Genomic DNA, 26295 nt, shown 5'->3' with positions numbered 1-26295 from the left:
ATGATGACCGCCTCATCATCGTACTTCTCAGCAATAAAGCGCTTAAGTTTATGCTTGCGTTTATTCGCCAGTCATTACCGGCATGCACCGCTACAAGCCAGTGCCATTTTGTTAGGCATTATGCTGGCGGTAACATTATTGATTGGTGTTTATGCAACCAATGAAAATGCCAAACAAAGCTATGGCAATGTATCAGAGTTACTCAGTCAGCAAGCACGCTTATCCATTAGCCACAGTACACAAGGCAGTATTGATGAGTCGGTTTACTTTGTATTAGCTAACGCAGGCTTCAATACTATTGCCAGTATTGAAGGGATCGCAACCGACGAACAAGGGAGACTATGGCGCGTTAATAGTAGCGATATTATTGCGGCAATCAGCAGTCGTAAGCAGCAAGATAATGACTCAAACTCATCGCATTCCTCTACCAAAATAACGTCGACTAATATTCCACTTGCCGAGTTAATCGGCGGTAAGCCTAAGGTATTGATGTCGACAAGCCAACGCGATCGCATTAGTAACGTCACCAATCAATCGAATAGCATAACCTTAAATGGCATGCCCCTTGAAATCATTGTCATCGATGATAGTTGGGGGCTGGGCTCGGCTTTGTTGGCTGACATATCACTAGCCCAACCCTTGCTTAATATGCAAGGGAAGCTAAGTTACATTGCCGTTTTTGGCTCTAGCTCCGCAGATACGGCTGAATCCGATGAGCAGCTTATCGCTCGGTTAACAGATACCCTAACTCAAGCTGGCATTGATACCAGCAAACTGAATTTCACTACTCAAACTCGTGAAGGTGAATCGCTAACCGCCCTAACAGCCAGCTTTCACCTTAATCTCGATGCCATGAGCATGTTAGCCTTTGTGGTTGGATTATTTATTGCTTACAACGGGGTACGCTACAGCTTAATGAAGCGTCAAAAACTGCTGGTGCAAATCATGCAGCAAGGACTCGATAGGCGCACGGTGATGCTTGCCTTAAGCCTTGAAATACTCATCTTAGTGTTTGTGGGTTGTGTATTGGGCTTTATTGTTGGTTTGCAGTTGTCGCAGTGGTTGCAACCTATGGTCGCGATAACACTTGAACAGCTTTATGGGGCTAAGCTATTACCTGGTATCTGGCAATGGCAATGGTTTGTTCAGGCGCTTGTATTGACCTTGTCAGCAGCCTTCGCAGCTTGCATTCCGATGTTGTTCAGCCTTATAAACACCCCATTAGCCCAAGGGGCTCAAAAACAGCCGCAAAACCAACGATTCAATATTATCCATTGGCGACAATTTGTTATCGCAGCGCTGCTATTATTGATCTGTACTGTCGCATTTGCCTTTACCGAGGAATATCGCCATAGCTTAGTGTTATTGGGTATTCTTTCAGTCGCTATTCCATTGCTATTACCACAATGTCTACATTGGGCGGTAAACGTACTCAGCCCATTGATGCCTAAAGGACTTTGGCAATATGTGATAGCCGAAACCAAAGAAATCATTGCCCCGCTCGCCCTTGCTATGATGGCCATGTTGTTAGCGTTGTGTGCCAATATTGCCATGAATACCCTAGTTGGTAGCTTTGAAATTACCTTGAAAAAATGGCTCGATGCCCGTTTACATGCCGATTTATACATTAGACCCAATCCTAATCAAATCGATGCGCTAACTATTTTATTAAAGCAAGATCCCAAGGTTGAAGCCATTTATGATCAATGGACTATAGATAGCCACCTCAATCGAATTACAACACCGCAAACACAAGTGCCCATTCACCTTGTTAGTCGTGACCATTTGTCGCTAACTGAAACAACCGTCTTTAAAATAACGGCCGATGATTTTTGGCCAACATTCACGTCTGGTGAAAGCGTGATGATCAGTGAACCATTATCGATAAAATACCAACTCGATATAGGCGACAAGGTTCAACTATCACAATTTGACCAACACCATTTAACCATTGGCGCTATTTATTACGATTACGGTAACCCTCAAGGCGAAGCCATTATTACTCAATCGTTATGGCAGCAATATAAGTTACCCGCCAAACCTATTAGTTTAGCGGTATCCTACCAAGGGGATATCACGTCACTACAAAACAACATTAGCCAGAAAATCAATTTGTCTTCCGCTTATATGTACAGCCAGCAGCGGATTAAAACGGAAGCGATTAACATATTTAATAAGACATTCTCAATCACTGTAGTGCTTAATAGCTTAACGTTACTGGTAGCGGCCATAGGTTTGTTCAGTGCCTGCATGATGTTGACACAAGCTCGACAAGCCCCTTTGGCACGCTTATATGCCTTAGGCGTCAGCCGTAATCAATTACGTTTCATGGTATTGGTACAAATGTTATTTATCGTGCTGTTAACCTGCTTGGTGGCTTTACCCACTGGCGCATTACTTGGCTATTTATTAATTCATAAAGTCACATTACAGGCATTTGGGTGGAGTATCGCTATGGTGTGGGATTGGGGCGCATATTTTCAAGTGGTGATGATTACGGTAGTGAGCTGCTTATTCGCCGTGTGTTTACCCTTATATTGGCAAACTCGAAAACCATTAATATCCAGCTTACAACAGGAAGCACTATGATCTCTTTTTCGTTCAAAAAAGTGCTCAGTTTCAGTTTAATCGCTTTTACCCTGACTACCTTAGTATCAGCTTGTTCGCCGCCACAAGCACTTGGTAAAAAACAGTCAACCATTAGCAGTATGTCAACAGGCTCTTCCGATGGTTATAGCAAGGTTATGGAAGGTAAAACCCTTCAATTTCCACAAGATCATTTAGCCCACGATGACTTTAAAATTGAGTGGTGGTATTTAACCGCTAATTTAACGACATCAACTGGTGAAGATGTTGGCGTGCAGTGGACTCAATTTAGGATTGCACTTTCACCGCCAACAGATGCTCAAGCACCCGCAAAAAACAGCTGGGCAACTAATCAGCTTTATATGGCCCATGCGGCTGTGACTACTAAAAGTGAACACTTACTTGCTGAAAAATGGTCACGCGCGAAGCCACAACTTGCCGGAGTAGACCCCCAGCCATTCCAAGTACATTTACAAAACTGGCAATGGTTAAGCCAATCAGACAAGCTGTTTCCTGCCACATTGAAAGTAGTGGGTGAACAATTTAGTTATCAACTTCAGCTTAATAGCCAACAACCTCTGCAATTACAAGGCAAACAAGGCTATAGCAGTAAAAGTGCAGATAAAAGCGTGGCGTCTTATTACTACAGCCAACCTTTTATTGATGTTTCTGGAGATATAACCCGTCACGGTATTACCGAACATGTCACTGGTAAAGCTTGGCTAGACCGCGAGTGGAGCTCACAATTTTTAACCAAAGCCCAACAAGGCTGGGACTGGTTTTCACTGCGTTTAGACGATAACTCAACACTCATGATGTTTAGACTGCGCGGAGCAACTGACGATGACCACTTTTACAGTGGCAGAAGAATGTTTGCCGATGGGAGTGGCCGCAATATCAACAGTAAAGATAACCCTAATGATATATCAATGGAGCCAAGCCAATGGCAACAAACTGCATTAGGTAACCACCCTATCGCTTGGCGTTTACGTATTAACAGCGAAGGGGTAGATGTAACAACTCAAGCACTGAATCCAAACAGTGACATGCTGGTATCAACCGCATACTGGGAAGGCCCAATTACCATTAAAGGCAGCCACCAAGGACAAGGTTATATGGAGCTAACTGGATATTAACCATACCTACAAAGATCCATCATTAATCAACATAACCAATCAATGAATCAATCTAGGTTAACCATATAGCCTAGATAGGTTTTCAATAAATAGAAAATCCCACACTTCAGGCACAACATGCTTTACAAGCAACTTCTAAAACAGCATTTACCTAATTGTTAAAATGAGATTTATATCACATGGAAAAATGTGACCTTGCACAACTATTAATCACTATACCCATTCGGAGGTATACCCATGTTGATTGTAAGGACTAGACTCACTCTATCACGTCACCTCCAATGACTATCACACACTAAGTAAACATTCTAAGAGTGAGGAACACCATGAGCATAAGCCGTCGCGAGTTTTTAAAAGCCAACGCCGCTGCCGCAGCAGCGTCGGCAGTGGGTATCGCTATTCCCATCAACATAGTTCAAGCAGCAGAAGGCAAGAGCGATGTCACGTGGGATAAAGCCCCGTGTCGTTTTTGCGGTGTTGGTTGTAGTGTATTAGTAGGAACCAAAAATGGCAAAGTGATCGCAACTAAAGGCGATCCAGAAAGCCCTGTTAACAGAGGCTTAAATTGTATTAAAGGCTACTTCTTATCAAAAATCATGTATGGCAAAGACCGTTTAACTACGCCATTACTAAGAATGACAGATGGTAAGTATGATAAAGAAGGTGATTTCACTCCTGTAAGCTGGGATGTTGCTTTTGATACCATGGCCGAAAAGTGGAAAGCCAGTATTGCTAAAAAAGGCCCAACTTCTGTCGGTATGTTTGGTTCTGGCCAATGGACAGTTTGGGAAGGTTATGCCGCGTCTAAACTTCACAAAGCTGGCTTTTTGACTAACAACATCGACCCTAACGCTCGCCATTGTATGGCATCTGCCGTGGGTGGATTTATGCGTACCTTTGGTATTGATGAACCAATGGGTTGTTATGATGACATCGAAGCCGGTGATAATTTTGTGCTTTGGGGCGCTAACATGGCAGAAATGCACCCAATCTTATGGGCTCGTTTAACTGACCGTCGTTTAAGCCATAAAGATGCACGTGTACATGTACTTTCTACCTATGAAAACCGCAGCTTTGATTTAGCTGATAACCCAATGGTTTTCAAGCCACAAACTGACCTTGTGATCCTAAACTTCATCGCTAACTACATTATTCAAAACGATGCAGTGAACAAAGACTTTGTCAGCAAACATACTAACTTTGCCTTAGGTGTTACCGACATTGGTTATGGTTTACGCCCAGAACATCCGCTAGAAAAGAAAGCTAAAAACTCTGGTAATGGTGGTTCTAAGCCAATTACCTTTGAAGAATATGCTAAGTTTGTCAGTACTTATACTGTTGAATACGCATCAGAAATGAGCGGTGTTGCAGTTGAAAACCTTATCACGCTAGCCAAAGTATATGCCGACCCTAAACAAAAAGTGATGAGTTTGTGGACTATGGGTATTAACCAACATACTCGTGGTGTATGGGCAAATAATATGCTCTACAACATCCACTTATTAACCGGTAAAATTGCCACCCCAGGCAATAGCCCGTTCTCTCTAACAGGTCAGCCATCAGCTTGTGGTACTGCACGTGAAGTGGGAACATTCTCACACCGTTTACCAGCAGATATGGTGGTTAAAAACCCTAAACATCGTGAAATTACCGAAAAACTTTGGCAAGTTCCAGCGGGTACTATTCCACCTAAACCTGGTTACCACGCGGTGCAACAGAGCCGTATGTTGAAAGATGGCAAGCTAAACTGTTACTGGACCATGTGTACCAATAACATGCAAGCAGGCCCAAATATCAATGATGAAATTTATCCAGGTTTCCGTAACCCAGAAAACTTTATCGTGGTATCAGATCCATATCCAACAGTAACCGCAATGGCTGCAGACTTAATTTTACCAACGGCAATGTGGGTAGAAAAAGAAGGTGCTTATGGTAACGCAGAACGTCGTACCCATTTTTGGCACCAGCAAGTCAAAGCACCTGAAGGGGCTACATCAGATTTATGGCAGCTAGTTGAGTTTTCAAAGCGCTTTAAAGTATCTGAAGTATGGCCTGCTGAACTAATTGCCAAGCAACCAGAAAATGCTGACAAAACACTTTACGATATCTTATTCGCCAACGGTGAAGTAAACAAATATCCTAAAGAACAGTGCAAAGGTGCATATAACGACGAAAGTGAACACTTTGGTTTTTATCTGCAAAAAGGTCTTTTTGAAGAATACGCTAAATTTGGTCGCGGCCATGGTCACGATTTAGACGCCTTCGATAACTACCATGAAAACCGCGGTAAACGCTGGCCTGTTATTGATGGTAAAGAAACCCTGCGTCGTTTTGTCGAAGGAAGTGATCCGTACGTAAAAGCGGGTGAAGGATTTAATTTCTACGGTAAGCCAGACGGTAGAGCGGTTATTTTCGCCCTCCCTTACGAGCCTGCTGCAGAAGAGCCAAACAAAGAATATGATCTTTGGATGTCAACGGGTCGAGTATTAGAGCACTGGCACACAGGCTCAATGACAGCTCGTGTACCTGAACTTCAACGCGCTTATTCTGACGCTCAAATCTTTATGCACCCAGAAGATGCAAAAGTACGAGGTTTACAACGTGGCGATGAAGTTGTCGTAGCGTCTCCTCGTGGTGAAGTTAAAACTCGTGTTGAAACCAAAGGCCGTAACAAGCCACCTAAAGGCGTAGTCTTTATGCCGTTTTTTGATGCGCGCCAACTAGTCAACAAGCTAATACTCGATGCTACTGATCCCTTGTCAAAAGAGACCGATTTTAAGAAGTGTCCAGTAAAAGTAATGAAGGCTTAATCAATACCCTAGTGCATAAATGGAACGCAATATCATGAGCAAAATTAATAGCAAACTAGCAAGTGTAAACGGTGTCAACCGTAGACAGTTTCTTGCAACAACGGCGAAAGCCAGTTGTGTAATGGGTATGGTCGGTTTGGGGTTAACAACTGTTTCCACTCAATCCCGTCCACTTGACCCATTTGCTATTCGTCCGCCCGGCGCATTGCCAGAAGACGATTTTCTCTCAGCGTGTGTTCGCTGCGGCTTATGCGTAGAGGCTTGCCCCTACGATACCTTAAAACTAGCACGCTGGTTTGATGGAGCCCCAACGGGTACGCCTTATTTTACTGCGCGTAATATCCCTTGCGAAATGTGTGATGATATCCCTTGTGTTAAAGCCTGCCCTAGCGGCTCGCTTGACCAAAAACTAGATAACATTGACGACTCAAAAATGGGAATAGCAGTCTTAATAGATGAGAAAAATTGTCTTAACTTTAGAGGTTTGCGATGTGATGTCTGTTATCGGGTTTGCCCGTTAATAGACAAAGCCATCACACTAGTACTGCAACGCAATGAAAAGAGCGATCACCATGCGATGTTTTTACCTACCATCAATCCAGATTTGTGTACCGGATGTGGTAAATGTGAACATGCCTGCGTGACAGAACAAGCAGTGATAAAAGTATTACCAAGGCATATTGCAATGGGTAAGGCTGCTGCTCATGATACTTATCAACACACCGAAGAAACGACACTTGAGATGCTAAATAAGGGGCTATCATTATGAATATAAAACATAGCAATAGCCCAAAATCAGCAACACGTTTTGCCAATGCTGCAGTCAACGAACTTGGTTGGTGGGGGGCACATCGTTTCCTCATTTTACGCAGAATATCGCAACTGAGTGTGCTGAGCTTATTTGCCATTGGTCCATTTTTGGGCTTATGGCTCCTTAAGGGAAATCTCTCAACCAGTTTACTGTTGGACACAATTCCATTAAGCGATCCGTTAGTAATGTTACAAGTGCTTATGAGCGGCCACTGGCCCGAAATAAGCCTGTTACTCGGCGCGGTTATCATAGTCGGGATTTATGCCCTACTTGGCGGAAGAGTGTTTTGCAGCTGGGTATGCCCAGTTAATATTGTCACCGATTTAGCCAGCTGGATTAGACGGAAATTTTCACTGCCTCGCACCAGTGAAATACCAAAAAATCTGCGTTATTACATGCTTGGATTAGTGTTGATATTACCTATACTCACTGGTGTTACAGTGTGGGAATGGCTAAATCCAGTCCCCGTCGTCTATCGCGCAATATTATTTGGCGCAGGCAGCGGGCTATGGGTATTAGCGGTTATCTTTTTGCTCGACACCTTTGTGGTTGAACGAGCTTGGTGTAGCCACCTGTGCCCAACGGGAGCATTATTTTCACTGATAGGCAAAGTTAGCCCAATAAAAATAGCCGCTATTCGAGCTGAAGCATGCAATAACTGCATGGATTGTTTTACTGTTTGCCCAGAACGTCAGGTGTTAAAACCTGTGTTAAAAAAAGGCAGTATTCAGCCATTTATACTCGATAGTGACTGTACTCTTTGTGGCCGCTGTATTGATGTTTGTGCACCGCGCGTATTCCAATATACCAACCGATTTAATTCAAATAATTCGAACAGAATTCCTCTTAAGGTGGAGAGCAAGTTATGAAAAAATTAATCACTTTAGCAGCCGTGATGCTAGCGATTAGCGCTTACTCAGGTCAACAAGCACATGCAAACCCTGAACCCGTAAAACTATCTTCTCTTGCGGGTGACTCGCAAGTGACAGAAGTACGTCCTGCAGACGAGATGCCAGTTTACCCAACACGTGGTAAAGCAATTGAACGCACGTTTGTACATCAACCACCCATTATTCCACATAAAGCAACTTACTCAATTACGACTGATAAAAATGGTTGTTTAAGCTGTCACAGTTGGGATAAAGCTAAGCGCATGAAAGCGACTCCAGTCGATAAATCACACGTGATGGACGACAAAGGTACTGTAAAAGGCATGTATTATTTTTGCGATCAGTGCCATGTGCCTCAAGCTGAGAATAAACAGCAATTGGTAGAAAACACCTTCAATTAGTCAACTTCCCCCCTATGACTATTTTGGCCGCTTGCATTGTAAGCGGCTTTTTTTTACCTGCTTAATAGGGAAATTAGAAGATTGAATAAAAAGCGACAATAACACGTAGTGAGTATACCAATACTCCTCAAGCGAAGGTACATACAGACTAATGACAAGAGGGGTATAAAACAGCAAAAAGCCCAGCTTAAGCTGGGTTTATTGGTTGAGATTTTTGCTCAATAGGCTGTGTACTCGGTGCAGCAGCTGTTTGTGACACATTAGATGATAACATCTCATGCTTCACTGGCATCGCCGCTTCCCATAATGCGCCAACCCATAAACTTGAAGTTGATTTCATTGCCATGGCTCCATTTCGTTAACGAGTTCAAAGTAATCCTTTATGCTTCATAGGTAAAATGAATAATCATAATAGACTGGATTCCATTTAAGCATGAACATCCCAATAAAGAACTTGCAGAGTTTTTTAACTTTAGTTGAAACCGAAAACTTTACCCGTGCAGCGCAAAAATGCTTTATGACCCAACCGACTCTAACAAAAATAATCCAACGTTTAGAACACGATGTGGGTGAACAATTGCTTGTTAGGAACAACCAAAAGGTTGAGTTAACTCAAGCAGGGCATCTCGTTGAGCAAAGTGCTCGAGAAATTTTAGGCCATTGGCATCGACTTCAAGAAGATATTAGTAATCTTAGTGGTTTAAAAACTGGACGCTTACGGCTTGGGATATGCCCAATGATGAGTAGTTTATTTATTGGTTTACTCACAACCTACAGAAAGCAATACCCAGGTATCGAAATGCAAATGTATGAATACGGTGGTTTTGGGTGTGAGCAAGCATTAATTAATAACAGCCTTGATATTGCCTTCACAGCGCTTCCAACGACTCACAAAACAGAGCTAGCCAATCAACTACTCATTAAGCACCCTATGCTTGCCTGCTTGCCTGAAGGCCACTTGTTAAGTGACAAAGCTGAAATCAGCTGGCAAGATCTCGAGTCTTATCCTTTTATTTTATATAATGAAGACTTTTCATTGGCTAAATTAATACGCCGCTTAAGTCGTAAAGCTGGTGTACAACTTAATATTGCTTTTCGAAGCGGTCAGTGGGACTTTATAGCAGCCATGGTTGAAGCTAACTTAGGCGTGGCTATTTTACCCGAACCCATTTGCCAACGATTAACCAATAACAAGTTAGTATTTAAACCGATGCAACCAGCAATGACATGGGACTTAGCATTAATATGGCGTGAAAACCTGCCGTTAACCCCACCAGCAAACGCATTATTAACACTTAGTAGAAACAGTCATAAATAATATTTATCCCATCAGTATTAAAGTCTAGTGCTGATATCATAAAATTAAGGCATAAAAAAACCGCTGCCTAAGCAACGGTTTTTATCAGCAAATCGAAACTAGAATTACTTCTTAGCTTCAGCAGCCTTACGCTCTTTAACTTGAGCAACTACTTTTTCAGATACGCTGTTAGGACATGGTGCGTAGTGAGCAAATTCCATAGAGAATTGACCACGACCAGAAGTCATTGTACGTAATGAACCGATATAACCGAACATTTCTGATAACGGTACGTCAGCTTTAATACGAACACCTGTAACACCAGCATTTTGATCTTTAATCATACCGCGACGACGGTTAAGGTCACCAATTACGTCACCAACGTTGTCATCTGGGCTGAATACGTCAACATTCATGATAGGTTCAAGAAGTTGTGCACCGGCTTTAGGCATAGATTGACGGAACGCACCTTTAGCAGCGATTTCGAACGCGATAGCTGACGAGTCAACTGCGTGGAAAGCACCATCTTGAAGTTCAAGTTCAACGTCTAACACAGGGAAACCAGCGATAGTACCGGTATTCATCATGCTCTTGAAACCTTTCTCAACAGCAGGCCAGAATTCTTTAGGTACGTTACCACCAACAACTTTCGAGGTGAAAGTGAAACCAGTGTTTTGCTCGCCAGGGCGAATAACGTAATCAATTTTACCAAACTGACCAGAACCACCAGACTGTTTCTTATGCGTGTAGCTATCTTCAATTTCTTTCGTGATAGTTTCACGGTAAGCAACTTGAGGCTCACCAACAATTAGGTCTACGCCGTAAGTACGCTTAAGAATATCAACTTTAATGTCTAAGTGAAGTTCACCCATACCTTTAAGGATGGTTTCACCTGAATCAATGTCAGTTTCAACGCGGAAAGATGGATCTTCTGCAATCATTTTACCGATAGCAATACCCATTTTCTCGCTTCCGCCTTTATCTTTTGGCGTTACAGAGATAGAAATAACTGGCTCAGGGAATACCATGGCTTCAAGAGTACAAGGGTGCTTAGGATCACATAAAGTGTGACCAGTTTGCACGTTCTTCATACCCACGATAGCGATAATGTCACCAGCTTGTGCTGATTCAAGTTCGTTACGTTCATCAGCTTGCATTTCAACCATACGGCCAATACGCTCAGTTTTACCGGTAAACGAGTTAAGGATGGTGTCACCCTTCTTGATACGGCCTGAATAGATACGTACGAAAGTTAATGCACCAAAACGGTCGTCCATGATTTTGAATGCTAATGCTTTGAAAGGCGCATCAACATCAACAATAGCGAACTCACCATTTTCGTTACCTTCTTCGTCAGTTAGAGGTTGTGGATCAACTTCAACTGGATCAGGTAAATAATCAACAACGGCATCTAGTAGTAACTGCATACCTTTGTTTTTGAATGCGCTACCACAATATGTTGGGAACACAGCCATTGTACGAGTACCGGCACGGATACAACGCTTAACGTCTTCTATAGATGGTTGAACACCTTCCATATAAGCTTCTAATAAGTCATCGTCTTGCTCAAGAGCAGTTTCGATTAACATTTCACGGTATTCTTCAACTAAGTCAACCATGTCAGCAGGTACAGGTTGAATTGTGAAGTTTTCAGGTAAACCAGTATCGTCCCAAACGTGAGCTTCGCGAGTTAATAGGTCAACAACACCAATGAATTCGTCTTCAATACCGATTGGTAAAACCATAACTAAAGGATTAGCCGCTAATACGTCTTTAGTTTGCTTAACAACACGTAAAAAATCAGCACCCATACGGTCTAATTTGTTTACGAAGATGATACGCGAAACTTCAGAATCGTTAGCATAACGCCAGTTAGTTTCTGACTGAGGCTCTACACCGCCTGAACCACAGAATACACCGATACCGCCATCAAGCACTTTTAGCGAACGATAAACTTCAACTGTAAAGTCAACGTGGCCTGGAGTGTCAATAACGTTAAAACGGTAGCCTTTCCAGAAACAGCTTACTGCTGCTGACTGAATGGTAATACCGCGCTCAGCTTCCTGTTCCATGAAGTCTGTGGTTGATTCACCATCATGTACTTCACCGATCTTATGGATCTTACCGGTTAGCTTAAGGATACGCTCGGTGGTCGTGGTTTTACCCGCGTCAACGTGAGCGAAGATACCAATGTTTCTGTATTTGGATAATTCGGTCATGATTCAACTTTAATGATTAGTTTAAGAAGTAGACGGAGCATGCGAAAAAGAACCGACACACCGCACATCAGGTTATTAAGGCGCATATTGTAAATTGGAACCTTGCTGGGCGCAAATAGCTGGTGCAATATTTATTTATTTTTAGCTCAAAAAATCGATATTAATGCCTAGAATCACATATAAAACAAACGACTAAAAATAATAGATTATTTTTTAGCCGTCACGTTATTTTACCCTAAAAATGTTAAATTCGAGGTTAAATACCTAAAATAGCATTTTTAGGTGCATTTTATGATGAATATGAGTTTGCCGCGATGCCCACTATGTTCTTATTATCGAATAAGACCAGTGACGAAAAAAGAGTATACACATTAATCAAAATAATTTTATCAGGCGCTACAATATTGATTACGCCCAGACTGCTTGGCTTTAAACAAAGCCCCATCGGCACGTTCAAAACAAGCTTGAATTGGTTCATTGTCCTTCAATAGGGCAATACCATAACTACAGGTCACTTTGATATTATTGTAAAAATGGAAGTGGGTAAGTTCATCAGTAATTCGTTGGCAAAGTTCGGTAGCATCGTGCAATGCTACATGCTGACACACCACCACAAATTCTTCACCGCCCCACCTTGCAACAACATCCAGATCTCTCACCGATGCTTGTAACACTTGTGCGACTTGAACTAATATTTTGTCACCAACAGTATGTCCATGCTTGTCATTTATTGCTTTAAAAAAATCGATATCAATAACAACCAAACTAATATTATTGTTTGCTTGTTTGTTCTGTTGAGGCTGCCTAGGATCATCTAAAAAGGTTTGATTAAAATATTGACGATTAAATAGTTTTGTCAATGGGTCGTGTTGAGCTAAAAAATCCAAATCGCTATTTTTTTGTTCCAATTCTAAATGCAATTGTTGTAACTGCTTATTGTTTTTTTCTAAGTGGACATTGTACTTACTCACACAAATCGTTCGATAAAGTAAGAATAGAATAAGCATCCCAAGTACAGTACCAACTTGGATAACAACACTATAATCAATGTCTTCAATGACGGTAATATTATGCCATTTTTTATAAATAGCATTATGATCAGCTTGAGTGATTTTTGCTAGACCAGCATTAATCTGCGGTAACAAAGTTTTTTTTGCCTTGATAACGCCTATGCGTAACTCATCTTCAGGGCCACCCCAACCTGCAATTTTAAGTGATGTTAATCCCTGTTGCTGAATATACGCATTAACCGAAAACATCGATCCGACAAATACGTCTACCTCACCATTAGCGACTTTTTCTAATCCCTGCCGTTCATTACTGGTTAATATGGTGTTAAGGCTGGGGTAATACCGTTGTACATACTCGACTAAGCGATAATCTTTGGGGATGGCCAATAAGCGGTTGCCGATATTTTCAAACCCTTGTAAAAATGGTTGAGATTTTAGTGACACCAATACATTTGGTGATTTAAAAAAGACCTGACTAAAGGATAGATATTGCTCACGTTTAGGCGTTTGATTTAAAATGGGCGTTAGTTCGCATTCACCCTGTTTGAGTAATTCCAGGCTCTGTCGCCAAGACGAAGTGGGGACTAACACAAAAGTCAGATTGGTATAATGTGCTAATAAAGCTAAATAATCAGATGAAATTCCAGTATGACGACCATCAACAATGGCTTCATAAGGTAACCAATCAGGATCAACACAATATCGTACGACATTACTATTTTTTAAATTAACGATGGATTGACTATCCACCACCGAAGCATGAGCATGCTTAGTGTCGATTCCATTAATCAATATCCAAAGCGTAATCAATAATACTTTAGAAGATCCAAGCCAACTCAATTCTCTCAATAGTGTGATCCAACAATTCTAATAAAATAGTTGAACGAAAAAGTGTATACAATGTTGAGTGTATTACAACATACGAAAGTATGACAAAAAAATACCCACCAAAAGGTGGGTATTTTATTCAACAATCAATCTAACGTATTATGCTTCGACTGGTGAGATAACAAACAGTAAGTCACCTTGTGACACTTGCTGACCATTACTATTGAGAATACGTTCTATGCGATACTTTTGATCTTCAGGATATAACACACCCGTTTGACGATTAAAGCCCGCTAACGTAAGTTGAGAGAACATCTTCATTGCTTCCATCAATGCTAATGTTTGTTCAACCGTGACAATGTCACCTTCTTTAACAAAGTCTGCTTCACCCGGTGCTGGAGAGGTATAGAAAATACCTGCGCCTTGGGCCAATACTTTCAGTTCATTACTTTCACCAACACGTAATGATTCAGTATCAACGCCAATGGTTTCAGCAGCCGCTTCCATTTCAGCAATCAGTGCTGGAATATCTAACTCAGCCATTAAACGTGGTAAGTAGTTAGTGTCATACACACCTTCATTGAACGTTGGATCTTTAAGGATAAGCTTCAATAATGGAATGTTAGTCGCAATACCTTTAATCACAACGCTATCAAGGTACTCATACATTTTAGCTACTACGTCAGCACGATCAGTACCGCGTATGATGATCTGTGCGATCAAGCTATCATAGTATGGCGACACTTCTTTGCCTGTTGCTGCAATCGAAATAATTTCAACATCATCACGCTGAGGCAAAATACATTCAGTAATGTTACCTGGATTAGGTATAAGCTGAAGAATACCTTGACTATCTAGTGCCGCTTTCTCTGCTGTCACACGCACTTCCATGGCGTAACCTTGGTCAACTGGCTCCAATTTTTCAATTGAACGACCTGCAGCAATATCAAACTGCGCACTAACAATATCAATACCAGATGTTGCTTCAGTGACGGGATGTTCTACTTGAAGACGCGTATTCATCTCCATGAAGTACACTTCGTTTGCATCCAAGTTATAGATAAACTCAACAGTGCCTGCGCCCATATAATCGGTCGCCTCACCTAACGCACGAGTGTATTCCATCACACGTTGTTTAAGCTCTTCAGGCAACATAGTTGAACCTGATTCTTCAATCACTTTCTGGTTATTACGTTGAACTGAACAGTCGCGAATACCCAATACTTTGGTATTACCAAACTTATCACGCAGTAACTGCACTTCAATATGGCGTAATGATGTAACGTATTTCTCTAAATACAAATCACCATTACCAAATGCAGCGGCGGCTTCTGTTGCGGTTCTCTGGAAGAAGCTAATCATATCCTCAGGACGTTTAACTACTTGGATACCTTTACCACCACCACCTTGTACCGCTTTTAATAGTACAGGATAACCAATTTCAGACGCTACGTTCACCGCTTGTTCGGCGTTACTCAAAATACCGTGACTACCAGGCACAACGGGAACATTTTGCGCTTGAGAGGTGTGGATGGCATTAGATTTGTTACCCATAGTGGTCATCGAATACACACTAGGACCGACAAAGTTAACCCCATTGTTTACACATAACGCTGCAAACTGCGGGCTTTCAGATAAGAAACCGATACCAGGATGTAACGCATCAACATCTTCATATTCAGCTACTTTTAATACTGAGTAAGCATTAAGGTAACTTTCATCTGAAGTATTACCGCCAATACACACAAGCTTATCGCTATCTTTAAGCATGTCTGCAGGAACAGATGTCATGTCAGGATCTGAGGCAACCAATACAACATTAATATTGTTGTCATGTGCTTTACGGATTAATTTAACCGCCGTACAACCACGAGCATGTATTAACACTTTATGAATTGGCTTCATCAACGCACGAGGATCATCTTGTACAATGACTTTTTCTAACTCAACGACTTCAGGTACAAGAGTAGACAAGGCTTTACCGATCACTTCTTCAATCTTCATTGTCGGTAATGGCATAAGTGGGTCAATACCAGACAACTGAGTATCTAAGGTCTCGCAAAACGGGTTATGAACTAACCCTGTCATCGCACCAGGTACTTTAGATAAGTAGTTCGATAAAGTTGCTGTTGACGGTAAGTACGCAGGTACTACCATTTGTCCAGCAAATGGCATATTGGTGCCTGACAAATAGTAAGTCTGCACTAAAGGGTGCGTCACGAAGCTAGCTTGAGCACCACCAGTACAATCACCAAAACCAAACATCAACACAGGTAATTCATTATCACGTATAAAGCGGGTAATACGGTCGTTTACAACAGCCATAGAGAATAGTGCTGCTGCACCTTCTTTAGTCTGCATACCACCAGAACTGATAAAGCAAATAACCGGTAATTTACGTTTAGCACATTCAATCAGTAACGAACTGAATTTTTCAGCACTGGCCATATCAAATGCGCCGGCTTGGAAGGCCGTATTTGAAACCGCAACACCTACGCGTAACTTGCTACCATTATTATTAAAATCAGCTAGACCAGTAATTAAACCACAAGGACGGATCTTTTTATCGATAGCATCTTCAATTGATAAACGGAAACCAGGGAAGTTAAGCATGTTAGCTGACATTTTGTCGGCATCAATTTCATCAAACTTAGTAAAGAACTGTTTGACAACACTTTCCCAGCCCATCTTGCCTTTCTTTTTCTCTTCACGAAGTACTTTTTGGATCAGTAAATCCTGGTAACCCATCGTTAAACGGTTCCAGAAATCTTTACGACGGCCAATACGTACAGGGTTAATTGTCCCAGTGTACTTATCATGATCGTCTTCGCTATCAAAGTACTCAGGTAACAAGCGTTCAAAGAAGTAAGTTAGGATAACAAAAAGCGAATCGTTTAATTGTGGGAAACCCACACTCTTCCATTGCTCTACACGTGTTAACAGTTCGGCACGATTCGATTGATCCATAAAGTATTTAAGCCACTTATAGAACTTGTTCTTATCGTTAGCGTTATCACTGTTCGATATTGCGTTATCAATCGCTTTATGAAGTAACTTATCCACTGACTCGCGAGACAAACTTTTAGACATCATGGCTTCTTTGGAAATTGACGCCAAACTGCCCACTACATTGTCATATAACGCATTGAAGATAAGCACGTTGTGACACTGCCAAATAAAGTCTTCACGTAATTCATCATTAACAACAATGTCCAGCACAGTAAGCTGACTAAGTTCTGGCCATGGAGCTTGGGTCGCAGACTTAGGCAGCGACTCTAAATACTTAATTAAGCCATTGAAGTTGTTAGCCGCATTACTTTTCCAACGATGATATAACGACCAACCGATGTTAAATAACAATGCTTTACGTGCTTTTTTGTAGTTCTCTTTAGGTTCACCCAAAATAAAACGCGTAATCACGTTACGTTCGGTAGAAATCTCTTTACGTTTAGCGCTAAACGTACCCCATAATTTATTTAACTCTTCATCGTAAACTAACTTATCAGGGTTAGTTAACCACGCTTGGAATACACGCTCTTGCTCTTGTTTAATACGCGCTAACAAATCACCTTCAGGCACGCTCACTTTTGACAAGCGACCATATTGGTCTTGTGTAATTGAATGAATACGACTGCGCAAGGTCAAGTAACGCAAATAACGATAGGCACTACCAAAAATATTGTGGTACATCGTTGGGTTATTGGCGACAGATAAACGAGTATTGTTTTCGAGCGTAAGTAAGTTAGCCGAAGGCGATAAGAAACGCTGTAAACTTCTATCGTAGTGCTCTTTTAAATCTGTAGAATCACGTACAAAATTCATCGCAGCGCGTTCAACAGCTTCAATAGAGCTAATAATCGCACGACGTAAATTATGCTGGCGTTCATCTTTATCTGACGGCGTAAAATCGATAATGCCGTCAATACAACCGGCGGTATACAACTCTTCTGGTGATACGCCAACAGACTTAGCACATTCTTGCCATGACAAGTTGTACTTACGCGCAATGCTTTGTAAGCCTTGTGGCTGGATAGTATTGAAAATACCGTCTCGTACAGATAGTAAAATGTTGGCGGCTGCTAATGGAATAGCGCCACCTGAATAGCCTGCACCAATCACAATACCGACAGTAGGCACATCAACGTTAGCACTTTCAGCAATGGCTTTAGAAATGGTATGCGCTTGGTTTTGACTATTGGCAACTTCACCAGCATCAGCACCTGGAGTATCAATTAAATATACAATTGGCATACACAATTCAGCGAAGTGACGAATTGCTTTACATGCTGCAAGATGATGCTCTGGCATCCAAGCACCGTTTGCGGTCGTACGCTCTTGCGCAATAAAACCGATACGGCGTGTACGAGTGCCAAAATTAAGTTCCACTTCAGCACGATAAAACGGTCCGATATGACTTTCGGCAATAATTTTGCCTTTTAAGTCAGCGATCATACGCTTCGCCCCTGGGCGGTTTTTATCCAACGTTGGTTGAATAACTTTATTGACATAACCATCAACGTCTAAAGATGCCAAACTTTTCAAGTTAGCTTGAATGGTATCTTCTGTTAATAGTCCTTTCACTTCTTCAGATAAACTCTGCTTGTTATGAGCAGGAAATAATGAAAAATCTTTAGCCAAGTGTTCAGCTTGTAAGAAAAGTGGGTCAGCCGATAGTACTTGGGTCTTGTTAGCGGGCTGCTTTTTGCTGGTCATCCTTAGATCCTCTGCTTATATAGCCTCTGAAAAATTTTATTAGCCCGTAAATATAACTTTGTTAATGGGTAAATTACCATATAAACTACGCTGGACGCTTTGTTCCATATTTGAGACAGTGAGGTTTGAATGCCCGATTTGAACGGTATGATGCTGTTTGCAGCCGTTGTTAGAGCCAGAGGATTCTCTCAAGCAGCACGAGAGATCGGACAACCTAAATCAACAATTAGCCGTAAAGTTGCCCAATTAGAAGAACAACTCGGGGTGCGATTACTCCAACGAGATACCCGAAATTTAAGTCTTACTCAAGTAGGCGCATTATTTTTTCAGCACTGTGATTCAATTAGTCATGAAATTGAGGCAGCCAAAGCCACGATAGAAAATACCCATAATGATATTTCAGGCTCATTACGCATTGCTATTCCAGTGTCATTTTCGCAAGATGTTATTGGCCATCTATGCTCTAGTTTTATGCGACTTTATCCCAACATAGAACTGGATATTCAATTTACAGACAGTGATGTAGGTCTTGTTGGTGAAGGTTACGATATTGCCATTAAGTATGGTCCGCTGCAGTCTTCCGATCTTGTGGCTCGATTATTATTTGAACGCCAACCTATTTTGGTTGCCAGCCCAGGTTATATTAAAAAATTCAGTAGTCCTGCAACACCACAAGAATTAACCCAGCACAAAGGTATTTTACTCGGTACGACTTTATCGGCCCCTATTTGGCCATTAGGGAAAGGCAACCGTAGAATCATGGCAACCTTTAAACGAAAAGTGCGAGTCAATAGTGCCAGTATGGTGAAGCGCTTAGCATTGGATGATTATGGTATCGCCATGCTGTCTAACACAAGTTGCAAACAAGAACTTGCAACCGGAAGCTTAGTACCCATTTTACAAGAATGGCCAATGGAACCCTTTAAAGTGTATGGGGTTTATTCAAGCCGCCGTCAGCTAGCCAGTAATATTAGTGCTTTTTTAGACTTCTTTACCAAGCGATATACCAGCCAAGAATCACTACATTCGATGATGAGTTAAGGCTAAACGACTTGTAAAAATATCGCCACCGCCCCTTTGTTATTGTGAATATTATTTAGTATTTAATACCAGAGCGATTAACGCGATAAATAACCTCAAATGGCCATATAATAAGCCTTTTGAGGTTATCTCGATTTAGAAACTTATAACGCTAAACTATCTGATCCGCACTAAAATCGATAAGGAAACCGCAAACTGATTTGGTAGTCAGGGGAGTCTTCTGTTAGTCCAGCACCCATTGATGTCACCATAGACAGATTAGGCGATAAAGCTAACGTAGCTCCAATACCTAAACTTGCGGTATTAGTGTCTGTACGAGGGATTTTCTCCCACTCCCCACCTTCTGGCCTTTGTTTGGTTTTACTGTAAAATCGCTGATTAAAGCTCATACTCAAACTCATTCGCTCAGACACCGCGAAAGCCAATCCCACGCTGTAATCCAGATAATCACCTAAATCAATTTCACCAGGGCTTAACCCTGTTGCACCAGATAAATCATCAAATGACTCTTTGAAGCTAACGCCATAATTCAGATTGAAAAATACAATTGCGGGATCAAACGTTTTTGCTAAGCTAAACCCTGTCGATACCCCCCAAACACCTGACCCTGTTGCCATTTCGGTCGGATAGGTCAAATTACCGGTTTCAGATGTTTCGAGCGGGATCCCAAACGGATCCTTTCCAGTTGGGGCACGAACTCTGACATTCCATACCCAATCGGGCCAATCTACTGATTCCGCATTAATTCGATAATAAACAGCACCACTGACATCGCCAATTTGACCACCACTAATTTTGGCGGTTTCATATCGTTGGCTAGAATTCCCTTCACCCACCGAGTCATATTGAGTCCATCGATACAGATACGGTAACCCGAGCTCGAACTGCCAGTTATCATTTAACGTATAACGGGTGGTGAGATCCAATTGTGTAGTATTCGTGCGAATACGATCTAAGTTTAAGTTACCCAAAAAAATGGCATCAAGCGCTAAAAAACCTCTCAGTATGAGATCTTTACGGCTGTAGTAACTATAGGTAAATGAAGGTTCTACAGTAAATTTTCGAGAAAAAACATTATGTGATTCTTGTAATACATCATCAGTACTTCTTGCTCTGTCTGGCGCTTTTTTTCGCTTTGTAGTCTGGCTGGCAATTACTGATTGCTGGCTTGATTGAGCACTTGGTCGCTCTGTTGGTAGTGCGGGTGCAGATGAGGGGGTTGATGCTGGCTGCTGGGTTGTTAAGGCGACATCTTTGTTGCTGGCTTGTCTGTTTAATGCCTCTTGCTTAAGCACCTGTTGAGCCATCTGATTAATCGTTTGTTGCTGCAATTTAATTTGTTGATTCAACTGAATCAGTTTTTGTTTAAGTGCTGCAATATCTTGTTCCGATAAGGTTGATTGTAAGGCTGGTTGAGGATCAATATCTGCAGCATATACAGGTACTGCCAATATTCCAGGCAGTATCACTGCAACTGCAGAGGTCCATTTCTTATTCATATATACATCCTTGCCTTGTACAGAATGAATTAAAATCCGAGTGCGGTTAAATCACTGATTTGCCTACCAAGTATATTTGACTCAATTGGCCCAACAGGCATACCGTCATACCTTAATGTTGACTGGTTTATCACGCCATGACTGAGTCCATCAATAAAAATGCTTTGAACTAACTGTCCATTACCATTTTGATAGCTAATACCTTGATTTGCCCTGCCTGAAGCCAGTTCGACCTGATAGCCAACGGTGTTACTGTTAGCCGAAAAAATAGTATTGCCATTATTGCTCACAAGCGTTGTCCCGACGGCAACATTGATTCCATTCAATAATGGTGCTAATCGACCTTGGGCCATGTCTAATTCATTTATGGCTAAGTTTTCATTGCCAGCAATTTGAATTCGTTGTTGTAACCCAGCAGTTTGTCCCAAGGTATCTAACTGAAAACTATTTTGACTAGCAACAACATTTGGATCGCTAATAGTAATATTTACCGAGGGTTGATTATCGACTTGAGCAAATTCGATTTGCATGCCAACCTGTTGCTGGACGCCATTATCTTGAATAAACTGCGTTTGCATTTGTAATCCAAAATAATAATCTTGACCATTATTGATGTATTTACCTTTCATTGAATCAAGTTCAAAATCAGTCAATACTTGACTGTGTTGAAATATCGTCAATGAAGGAGAACTCGCCATCACTGGAGCTGATATAGCCATTAATAGCATCATGCTTGGTTTCATACCTTCCTCCTTAAAGCATATCTGAATAAGAAAAACCAAATTCGAGTAACTCAGCATCTGTCATCGGTGAGAGTGGGTCGAGTGCTTGAAACGTTAATTTTGCTCTTGGGTGCAATAAAGGATTATCGCGTTGATATTCTTGCCCAATAACCACAAATACCACCCCATTCCACTTTTCGGTAAACTCATCCACTGTCATAATCCGATTTCCTAACGCAGGATCACCTAAATAGACGTCTCCACCATTCTGGCGACGAAAAACAACAAAATGGCTATAACCACCATCATTGAGTAATACAATTGCAGGGATTTTGAGCAATGACATTTCAGCTTCACCGACTTTATATCCCCGTCCCCTTAATCCTTGAGATTGCAGATACCGTTTCATATTAAGCAATGAAAAGCCTTGTTCCTTAACCATAGTCAAATCAGCATGCTCTAACATACCAATTAGCACTTTCTGCTCATCAATATCTTGACGGTCATAGGCATATTTCAACAAACTAGCCAAACTGGCGGCACCACATGAAAAATCTGTTTTTTGCTCTATAACATGTTCAAATTTTCTTTCACGTATACTCTGAATAGATTTAGAATAGGTTCCCATACCAGGCACAACCCCCGTTAACGGGATCTCGGCAGCATAATTGTAGTGAATGAAACTGAAAATGATCAATACACAGATAATCAATTGAGTAATGTTGCGCATAAGATGAATCAGGGGGCTAGCCCCCTGCCTTATTCATAAAAAGCTGAATAGCACTATTCAGCACTTACAAGTGTCGAAGCAGCGGTAATGCTAGTTAACGCTAAATTATTTGACTGTAAGTTACCGGTACCACTTGCCAAGTTAACACCAATGTTACCCGATGCATTTTGGAAAGCTGTTCCTGCTAACAATGAGGAATTGTTGGTTTTTTGCACTTCAAGGATAACGTATGGCAATACACCGCTCACTGTTCCGCTCAACTCAACAGTACCAATCTCTTCAAAAGTCATCATACCGGGGCTACTTGGATTCTCAGCATCAAAATCAATATGACCAATTACTTGGCCATTACCATGAGTTCCATTACCGGAGATTACTTCTGGATAATAATTCTCAGCTAGAGTTGACGTTCCGCTCGAGGTTCCATCAGCAGTGAAAGAAAGTTCTATATTAGCTTCTCCCATTGTTTCATGCATGGCAGCCATATTCATCGTGCCGTTATAAGCAGTTTTTTGAACATTTGATACACTGGCTTCACCTAAACGTCCATTATAAGTGGATGCAGCCATATTATTGGCTTGAATATTATTGTTACCTGCAGCTACGTTGACGCCAATATTACCTGTGGCATTCATGAATGAAGCACCATTAATAGTAGACGTATTGGTTGAGGCATCATTCCACACTTCATTGCCTCCGCCCATTTGAGTACTGAAAATTTCAGCATCACCAGAACCAAAAGCAAAGTCGGCATCAATGGAGGCTAACGCAGCTGAGTTACTTTGAGCATTGAAATCACCAGCGGCCTGGTTTACACCAATATTACCGCTTGAGTTTCTAAATGCATCGCCAGTGATTTTGGCGTCATTATCATGATAAAAATTCTCACCATAGTTACTGCTTGATTCTTGTACATTTTCTATAACAGCCATGCCTAAGCCATTTGCTGTAATAGTACCTTCAATGGTGACCTTTCCTTTGTATTGAAGCTCTTTAGACACATCTACTTTTTTATTTAGCTCAACACTGCTGTCAGAATCGTTCATTCCATTGCCATGTCCATTTCCTGGTCCATTTGCATATGCAGAACCACTCATTATTGCTGCAATACTTAGCACTAGAGTTAGTTTTTTCATCTTCCATTCCTCCGATCGATGATTATTAATTCCCGCTTGGTAACTGCAACGAGAACTGGTTAATGGCAACATTATTGTCACCAGAAATTTGATTAACTTGCATCACGCCCTGCGCATCCAAAAAACTGTCTGGAGCGATGTCGGCCTGATAGTATGATGATTGATAGGATGCCGGTGTCATTTGGCCTGACACTTGAGTTAGTGCTTCATCATTTAACCCCTGCCCCATAATGGTTTCTAGGGTCGAGTCCATGGCTATACTGCCTATGTTAGCTTGTATGTTTTGCTCACCGCTGACTTGATTAATACTTGCTAAGCCTTGAAACTGAGCAAATGCTTGACTGTCTATTACTGCAGTAAGTTGCTTAGTGGATTCTGGTAATAATCTTGGTTGAGTTAATTGACTATAATCAATCGTTTTGATCGATGTGCGTTGGCCTAATGCATGACTGTTAGACTGAATATTAAAATCGCCAGCAGCTTGGTTGATACTTGCTCGACCTGCTCCTTGCATCACATGTGAACCAATGACAGTAGAATCATCAGCGTAAGAATGAGCAACCAGTACTAACACACTAAGTTGTATTCCTCGTTTCAATGACAATTGCAATAGGCTGCAATATGATCTGCTAATGATATCCATAAGATGTTCCTTCCATACTCGATATAAGGATATAGCAACACTTATGCCAACATATAAAAGTTATTATTTTCAATTAGATAGATATTTTTTAGTGGAAGGGTATTCTCAAAATTAAGAATAAAAATTGCTAGGTTGTTGAAATAGCGTTTAATTTAAAATAAAAGCTAAATCTTAATAATGAGACTGAATGTGCCAGCAATATATTTTTTGAAGCTTTTCAACTCAGATCAAGAGATAAAATGGATAGAATAGATAAATAAAAGTGGGAATAACTAATTTTAATATCAATATTGCGGTTTTACATCTCAAGCACATTTATCTACAATCGTTACGCATTGTAGATAAAAGAATAAACTTGCATTGGATTACCTATTAGCAAGATTAAATTAGCTGTATGTGATGCTTATCCATGAGTCTATAAAAGGTTGCTCGAGAAATATCTAAATAACTTGCTGCCAATTCAACTTGCCCGTCGGCAATAAGAATAGCCTGTTGCAATGCTTGTTTCTCAGCATTGTCCTTTAAGGTTTTAAGTGATAATGCAATGTGACGTTTCTTTTCGATATTAGCTAACTCTAGATTTTGTGCTGTGATCTGTTGCGTGTCGCACAATACCACAGCTCGACGAACCCGATTAATTAACTCGCGGACATTACCTGGCCATGGATAATTTAATAATGCATGGCATGCAGATTGCGATAATGGTTTAGCCACTAGCCCATATTCATTCGAATACACCCGAATAAATTGATTGGCTAAACCGATTATATCATCACGCCTTTCTTTTAACCTTGGGGTATTAATGGTTATGCCATTTAAACGATAATAGAGATCTAACCTAAAACGGCCCTGATCAATAGCATTTTCTAAATCAACATGAGTAGCCGATAAAATTCGCACGTTAGCCGATTGCGTTATGCAGCCGCCCACTGAATCGAACAAACCTTCCTGTAAAAAACGCAATAAATTGACTTGTAACTCGGCGGGTAAATCGCCAATTTCATCTAAAAAGAGTGTTCCACCATCAGCCAATGCAATTTTGCCTTTTCTGTTACTTGTTGCGCCTGTAAAAGCACCTTTCTCATGACCAAACAAGTCCGACTGAATTAAGCCCGCCGCCATGGCACCACAGTTAACGGTGATAAAAGGTCCATCTTTTCTGGAAGATGATTGGTGTAATTGGGTCGCCACTAATTCTTTTCCAGTGCCAGATTCACCTCGAATAAGCACAGGAATATCTGTCGGTGCCACGCGCTCAATTTGCCTATATAGTTGCTGCATCGTTTCTGATTGAGTTATTGGATGTTCCGGGTCATTACAAGGTAGTTCAGGTTGCGGAGTTTGATATTGTTGCTTTAATTTAGACAAACCAAGCCCATGGCCCAAACACTTCTCTAATCTTTCGGGATCTATTGGGCTTGTACAAAAATCCCAAGCAAATTGAGCAATAAATGTTGTAATTTCAGAGTTATCAAGCTGAGCTTTGTTAATCAGTACAATAATATGTATCCTCGGATCCAACTCTTTAACCAGGTAGTTGATTTCATTTATAATATTGTCTGTACGAAGGTCGATTAGGCATAAAGCACAATTGGAAGGGATTTTATTTTTATCATATTTATCAATGTAATGAAGTTGAAAATGTAATCGAGCAAGCACTTCATTCAGCTCATTACACTGAAAACCTGCCATTAATAATGGTTCCATGTTGATATCCTTTCAATACTGTACACACAAAAGTGCTAATACAAGATTAGCCTGTGCATCATATCTATAGATATAACCGGATAATGTTACTTAAATACAAACTGGGTTTAGTTCAT

The 26295-nt window shown here is 41.1% G+C and carries 18 protein-coding genes; 8 read left to right on the top strand and 10 right to left on the bottom strand.

Translation table 11 applies throughout. From position 1 onward, the window contains the following. From ABIS04_RS02705 to ABIS04_RS02680, 6 genes are all read left to right on the top strand, one after another. The gene (locus tag ABIS04_RS02705; protein WP_350432512.1) at positions 1-2589 is read left to right on the top strand and encodes an ABC transporter permease; all 2589 of its coding nucleotides are present in this window, start codon (positions 1-3) and stop codon (positions 2587-2589) included. Beyond that, on the top strand, positions 2586-3722 hold the full coding sequence (locus ABIS04_RS02700) for a lipocalin-like domain-containing protein (RefSeq protein WP_350432511.1): 1137 nt from the start codon (positions 2586-2588) through the stop codon (positions 3720-3722). The genes ABIS04_RS02705 and ABIS04_RS02700 overlap by 4 nt, the downstream gene beginning before the upstream one ends. Before the next feature lie 326 nt (positions 3723-4048). Next, entirely contained in the window at positions 4049-6532 is a 2484-nt protein-coding gene (gene napA / locus ABIS04_RS02695) for a nitrate reductase catalytic subunit NapA (protein WP_137223131.1), read from the top strand. 34 nt (positions 6533-6566) lie between these two features. Continuing rightward, a complete protein-coding gene (gene napG, locus ABIS04_RS02690; RefSeq protein WP_137223133.1) occupies positions 6567-7301 on the top strand; it encodes a ferredoxin-type protein NapG in 735 nt (244 codons plus the stop codon). Beyond that, positions 7298-8212, top strand: coding sequence for a quinol dehydrogenase ferredoxin subunit NapH (gene napH, locus ABIS04_RS02685; RefSeq protein WP_350432510.1), 915 nt, complete (start codon positions 7298-7300; stop codon positions 8210-8212). Before napG ends, napH begins: the two co-directional genes overlap by 4 nt. After that, positions 8209-8634, top strand: coding sequence for a nitrate reductase cytochrome c-type subunit (locus tag ABIS04_RS02680; protein WP_137223137.1), 426 nt, complete (start codon positions 8209-8211; stop codon positions 8632-8634). The genes napH and ABIS04_RS02680 overlap by 4 nt, the downstream gene beginning before the upstream one ends. 187 nt (positions 8635-8821) lie before the next feature. Here the strand turns inward: ABIS04_RS02680 and ABIS04_RS02675 are convergent, their stop codons facing one another. Then, complete coding sequence (locus ABIS04_RS02675) at positions 8822-8974, bottom strand: hypothetical protein (protein ID WP_167495963.1); 153 nt, start codon at positions 8972-8974, stop codon at positions 8822-8824. A gap of 93 nt (positions 8975-9067) precedes the next feature. Between ABIS04_RS02675 and ABIS04_RS02670 the strand changes: the two genes are divergently transcribed. After that, positions 9068-9952 (top strand): LysR family transcriptional regulator, encoded by an 885-nt coding sequence (locus tag ABIS04_RS02670; RefSeq protein ID WP_350432509.1) that lies wholly within the window; start codon positions 9068-9070, stop codon positions 9950-9952. A gap of 104 nt (positions 9953-10056) precedes the next feature. On the opposite strand, the gene fusA is transcribed toward ABIS04_RS02670, so the two are convergent. The 3 genes from fusA to ABIS04_RS02655 form a co-directional block, all read right to left on the bottom strand. Next, complete coding sequence (fusA, locus tag ABIS04_RS02665) at positions 10057-12150, bottom strand: elongation factor G (protein ID WP_140233252.1); 2094 nt, start codon at positions 12148-12150, stop codon at positions 10057-10059. A 389-nt stretch (positions 12151-12539) separates the two neighbouring features. After that, complete coding sequence (locus ABIS04_RS02660; RefSeq protein ID WP_350432508.1) at positions 12540-14009, bottom strand: diguanylate cyclase; 1470 nt, start codon at positions 14007-14009, stop codon at positions 12540-12542. Positions 14010-14147: 138 nt separating this feature from the next. Continuing rightward, entirely contained in the window at positions 14148-18701 is a 4554-nt protein-coding gene (locus ABIS04_RS02655) for a biotin carboxylase N-terminal domain-containing protein (protein ID WP_350432507.1), read from the bottom strand. 129 nt (positions 18702-18830) lie between these two features. Here ABIS04_RS02655 and ABIS04_RS02650 point away from each other — a divergent pair, with 129 nt between their 5' ends. Next, positions 18831-19742, top strand: coding sequence for a LysR family transcriptional regulator (locus ABIS04_RS02650; RefSeq protein WP_137223147.1), 912 nt, complete (start codon positions 18831-18833; stop codon positions 19740-19742). 170 nt (positions 19743-19912) lie between these two features. Here ABIS04_RS02650 and ABIS04_RS02645 read toward each other — a convergent pair whose 3' ends face one another. The 6 genes from ABIS04_RS02645 to ABIS04_RS02620 all read right to left on the bottom strand — a co-directional run bounded on the left by ABIS04_RS02645 (position 19913) and on the right by ABIS04_RS02620 (position 26179). Continuing rightward, positions 19913-21241 carry a transporter gene (locus ABIS04_RS02645; RefSeq protein ID WP_206194441.1) on the bottom strand — a complete coding sequence of 443 codons (1329 nt, stop codon included), beginning with the start codon at positions 21239-21241 and terminating at the stop codon, positions 19913-19915. A gap of 29 nt (positions 21242-21270) precedes the next feature. Beyond that, a complete protein-coding gene (locus ABIS04_RS02640) occupies positions 21271-21984 on the bottom strand; it encodes a hypothetical protein (RefSeq protein WP_140233249.1) in 714 nt (237 codons plus the stop codon). 10 nt (positions 21985-21994) lie between these two features. After that, the gene (locus ABIS04_RS02635) at positions 21995-22693 is read right to left on the bottom strand and encodes a C39 family peptidase (protein WP_350432506.1); all 699 of its coding nucleotides are present in this window, start codon (positions 22691-22693) and stop codon (positions 21995-21997) included. A 53-nt stretch (positions 22694-22746) separates the two neighbouring features. After that, complete coding sequence (locus tag ABIS04_RS02630) at positions 22747-23829, bottom strand: hypothetical protein (RefSeq protein WP_350432505.1); 1083 nt, start codon at positions 23827-23829, stop codon at positions 22747-22749. 25 nt (positions 23830-23854) lie between these two features. Then, positions 23855-24472 (bottom strand): hypothetical protein, encoded by a 618-nt coding sequence (locus tag ABIS04_RS02625; protein WP_140233246.1) that lies wholly within the window; start codon positions 24470-24472, stop codon positions 23855-23857. Positions 24473-24853: 381 nt separating this feature from the next. Next, positions 24854-26179, bottom strand: coding sequence for a sigma-54 dependent transcriptional regulator (locus ABIS04_RS02620; RefSeq protein ID WP_350432504.1), 1326 nt, complete (start codon positions 26177-26179; stop codon positions 24854-24856). Positions 26180-26295 lie beyond the last annotated feature (116 nt).

The organism is Shewanella sp. H8, from assembly GCF_040285065.1.
Taxonomy (GTDB): Bacteria; Pseudomonadota; Gammaproteobacteria; order Enterobacterales; family Shewanellaceae; genus Shewanella; species Shewanella polaris.
The sequence above is the reverse complement of the archived record's forward strand: the minus strand, read 5'-3'. Positions and strand labels throughout refer to the sequence as shown.

Coding starts and splice junctions, on each gene's coding strand:
- ABIS04_RS02705 (WP_350432512.1), top strand. CDS start 1: ATGATGACCGCCTCATCATCGTACTTCTCAGCAATAAAGCGCTTAAGT.
- ABIS04_RS02700 (WP_350432511.1), top strand. CDS start 2,586: ATGATCTCTTTTTCGTTCAAAAAAGTGCTCAGTTTCAGTTTAATCGCT.
- napA (WP_137223131.1), top strand. CDS start 4,049: ATGAGCATAAGCCGTCGCGAGTTTTTAAAAGCCAACGCCGCTGCCGCA.
- napG (WP_137223133.1), top strand. CDS start 6,567: ATGAGCAAAATTAATAGCAAACTAGCAAGTGTAAACGGTGTCAACCGT.
- napH (WP_350432510.1), top strand. CDS start 7,298: ATGAATATAAAACATAGCAATAGCCCAAAATCAGCAACACGTTTTGCC.
- ABIS04_RS02680 (WP_137223137.1), top strand. CDS start 8,209: ATGAAAAAATTAATCACTTTAGCAGCCGTGATGCTAGCGATTAGCGCT.
- ABIS04_RS02675 (WP_167495963.1), bottom strand. CDS start 8,974: ATGAAATCAACTTCAAGTTTATGGGTTGGCGCATTATGGGAAGCGGCG.
- ABIS04_RS02670 (WP_350432509.1), top strand. CDS start 9,068: ATGAACATCCCAATAAAGAACTTGCAGAGTTTTTTAACTTTAGTTGAA.
- fusA (WP_140233252.1), bottom strand. CDS start 12,150: ATGACCGAATTATCCAAATACAGAAACATTGGTATCTTCGCTCACGTT.
- ABIS04_RS02655 (WP_350432507.1), bottom strand. CDS start 18,701: ATGACCAGCAAAAAGCAGCCCGCTAACAAGACCCAAGTACTATCGGCT.
- ABIS04_RS02650 (WP_137223147.1), top strand. CDS start 18,831: ATGCCCGATTTGAACGGTATGATGCTGTTTGCAGCCGTTGTTAGAGCC.
- ABIS04_RS02645 (WP_206194441.1), bottom strand. CDS start 21,241: ATGAATAAGAAATGGACCTCTGCAGTTGCAGTGATACTGCCTGGAATA.
- ABIS04_RS02640 (WP_140233249.1), bottom strand. CDS start 21,984: ATGAAACCAAGCATGATGCTATTAATGGCTATATCAGCTCCAGTGATG.
- ABIS04_RS02635 (WP_350432506.1), bottom strand. CDS start 22,693: ATGCGCAACATTACTCAATTGATTATCTGTGTATTGATCATTTTCAGT.
- ABIS04_RS02630 (WP_350432505.1), bottom strand. CDS start 23,829: ATGAAAAAACTAACTCTAGTGCTAAGTATTGCAGCAATAATGAGTGGT.
- ABIS04_RS02625 (WP_140233246.1), bottom strand. CDS start 24,472: ATGGATATCATTAGCAGATCATATTGCAGCCTATTGCAATTGTCATTG.
- ABIS04_RS02620 (WP_350432504.1), bottom strand. CDS start 26,179: ATGGAACCATTATTAATGGCAGGTTTTCAGTGTAATGAGCTGAATGAA.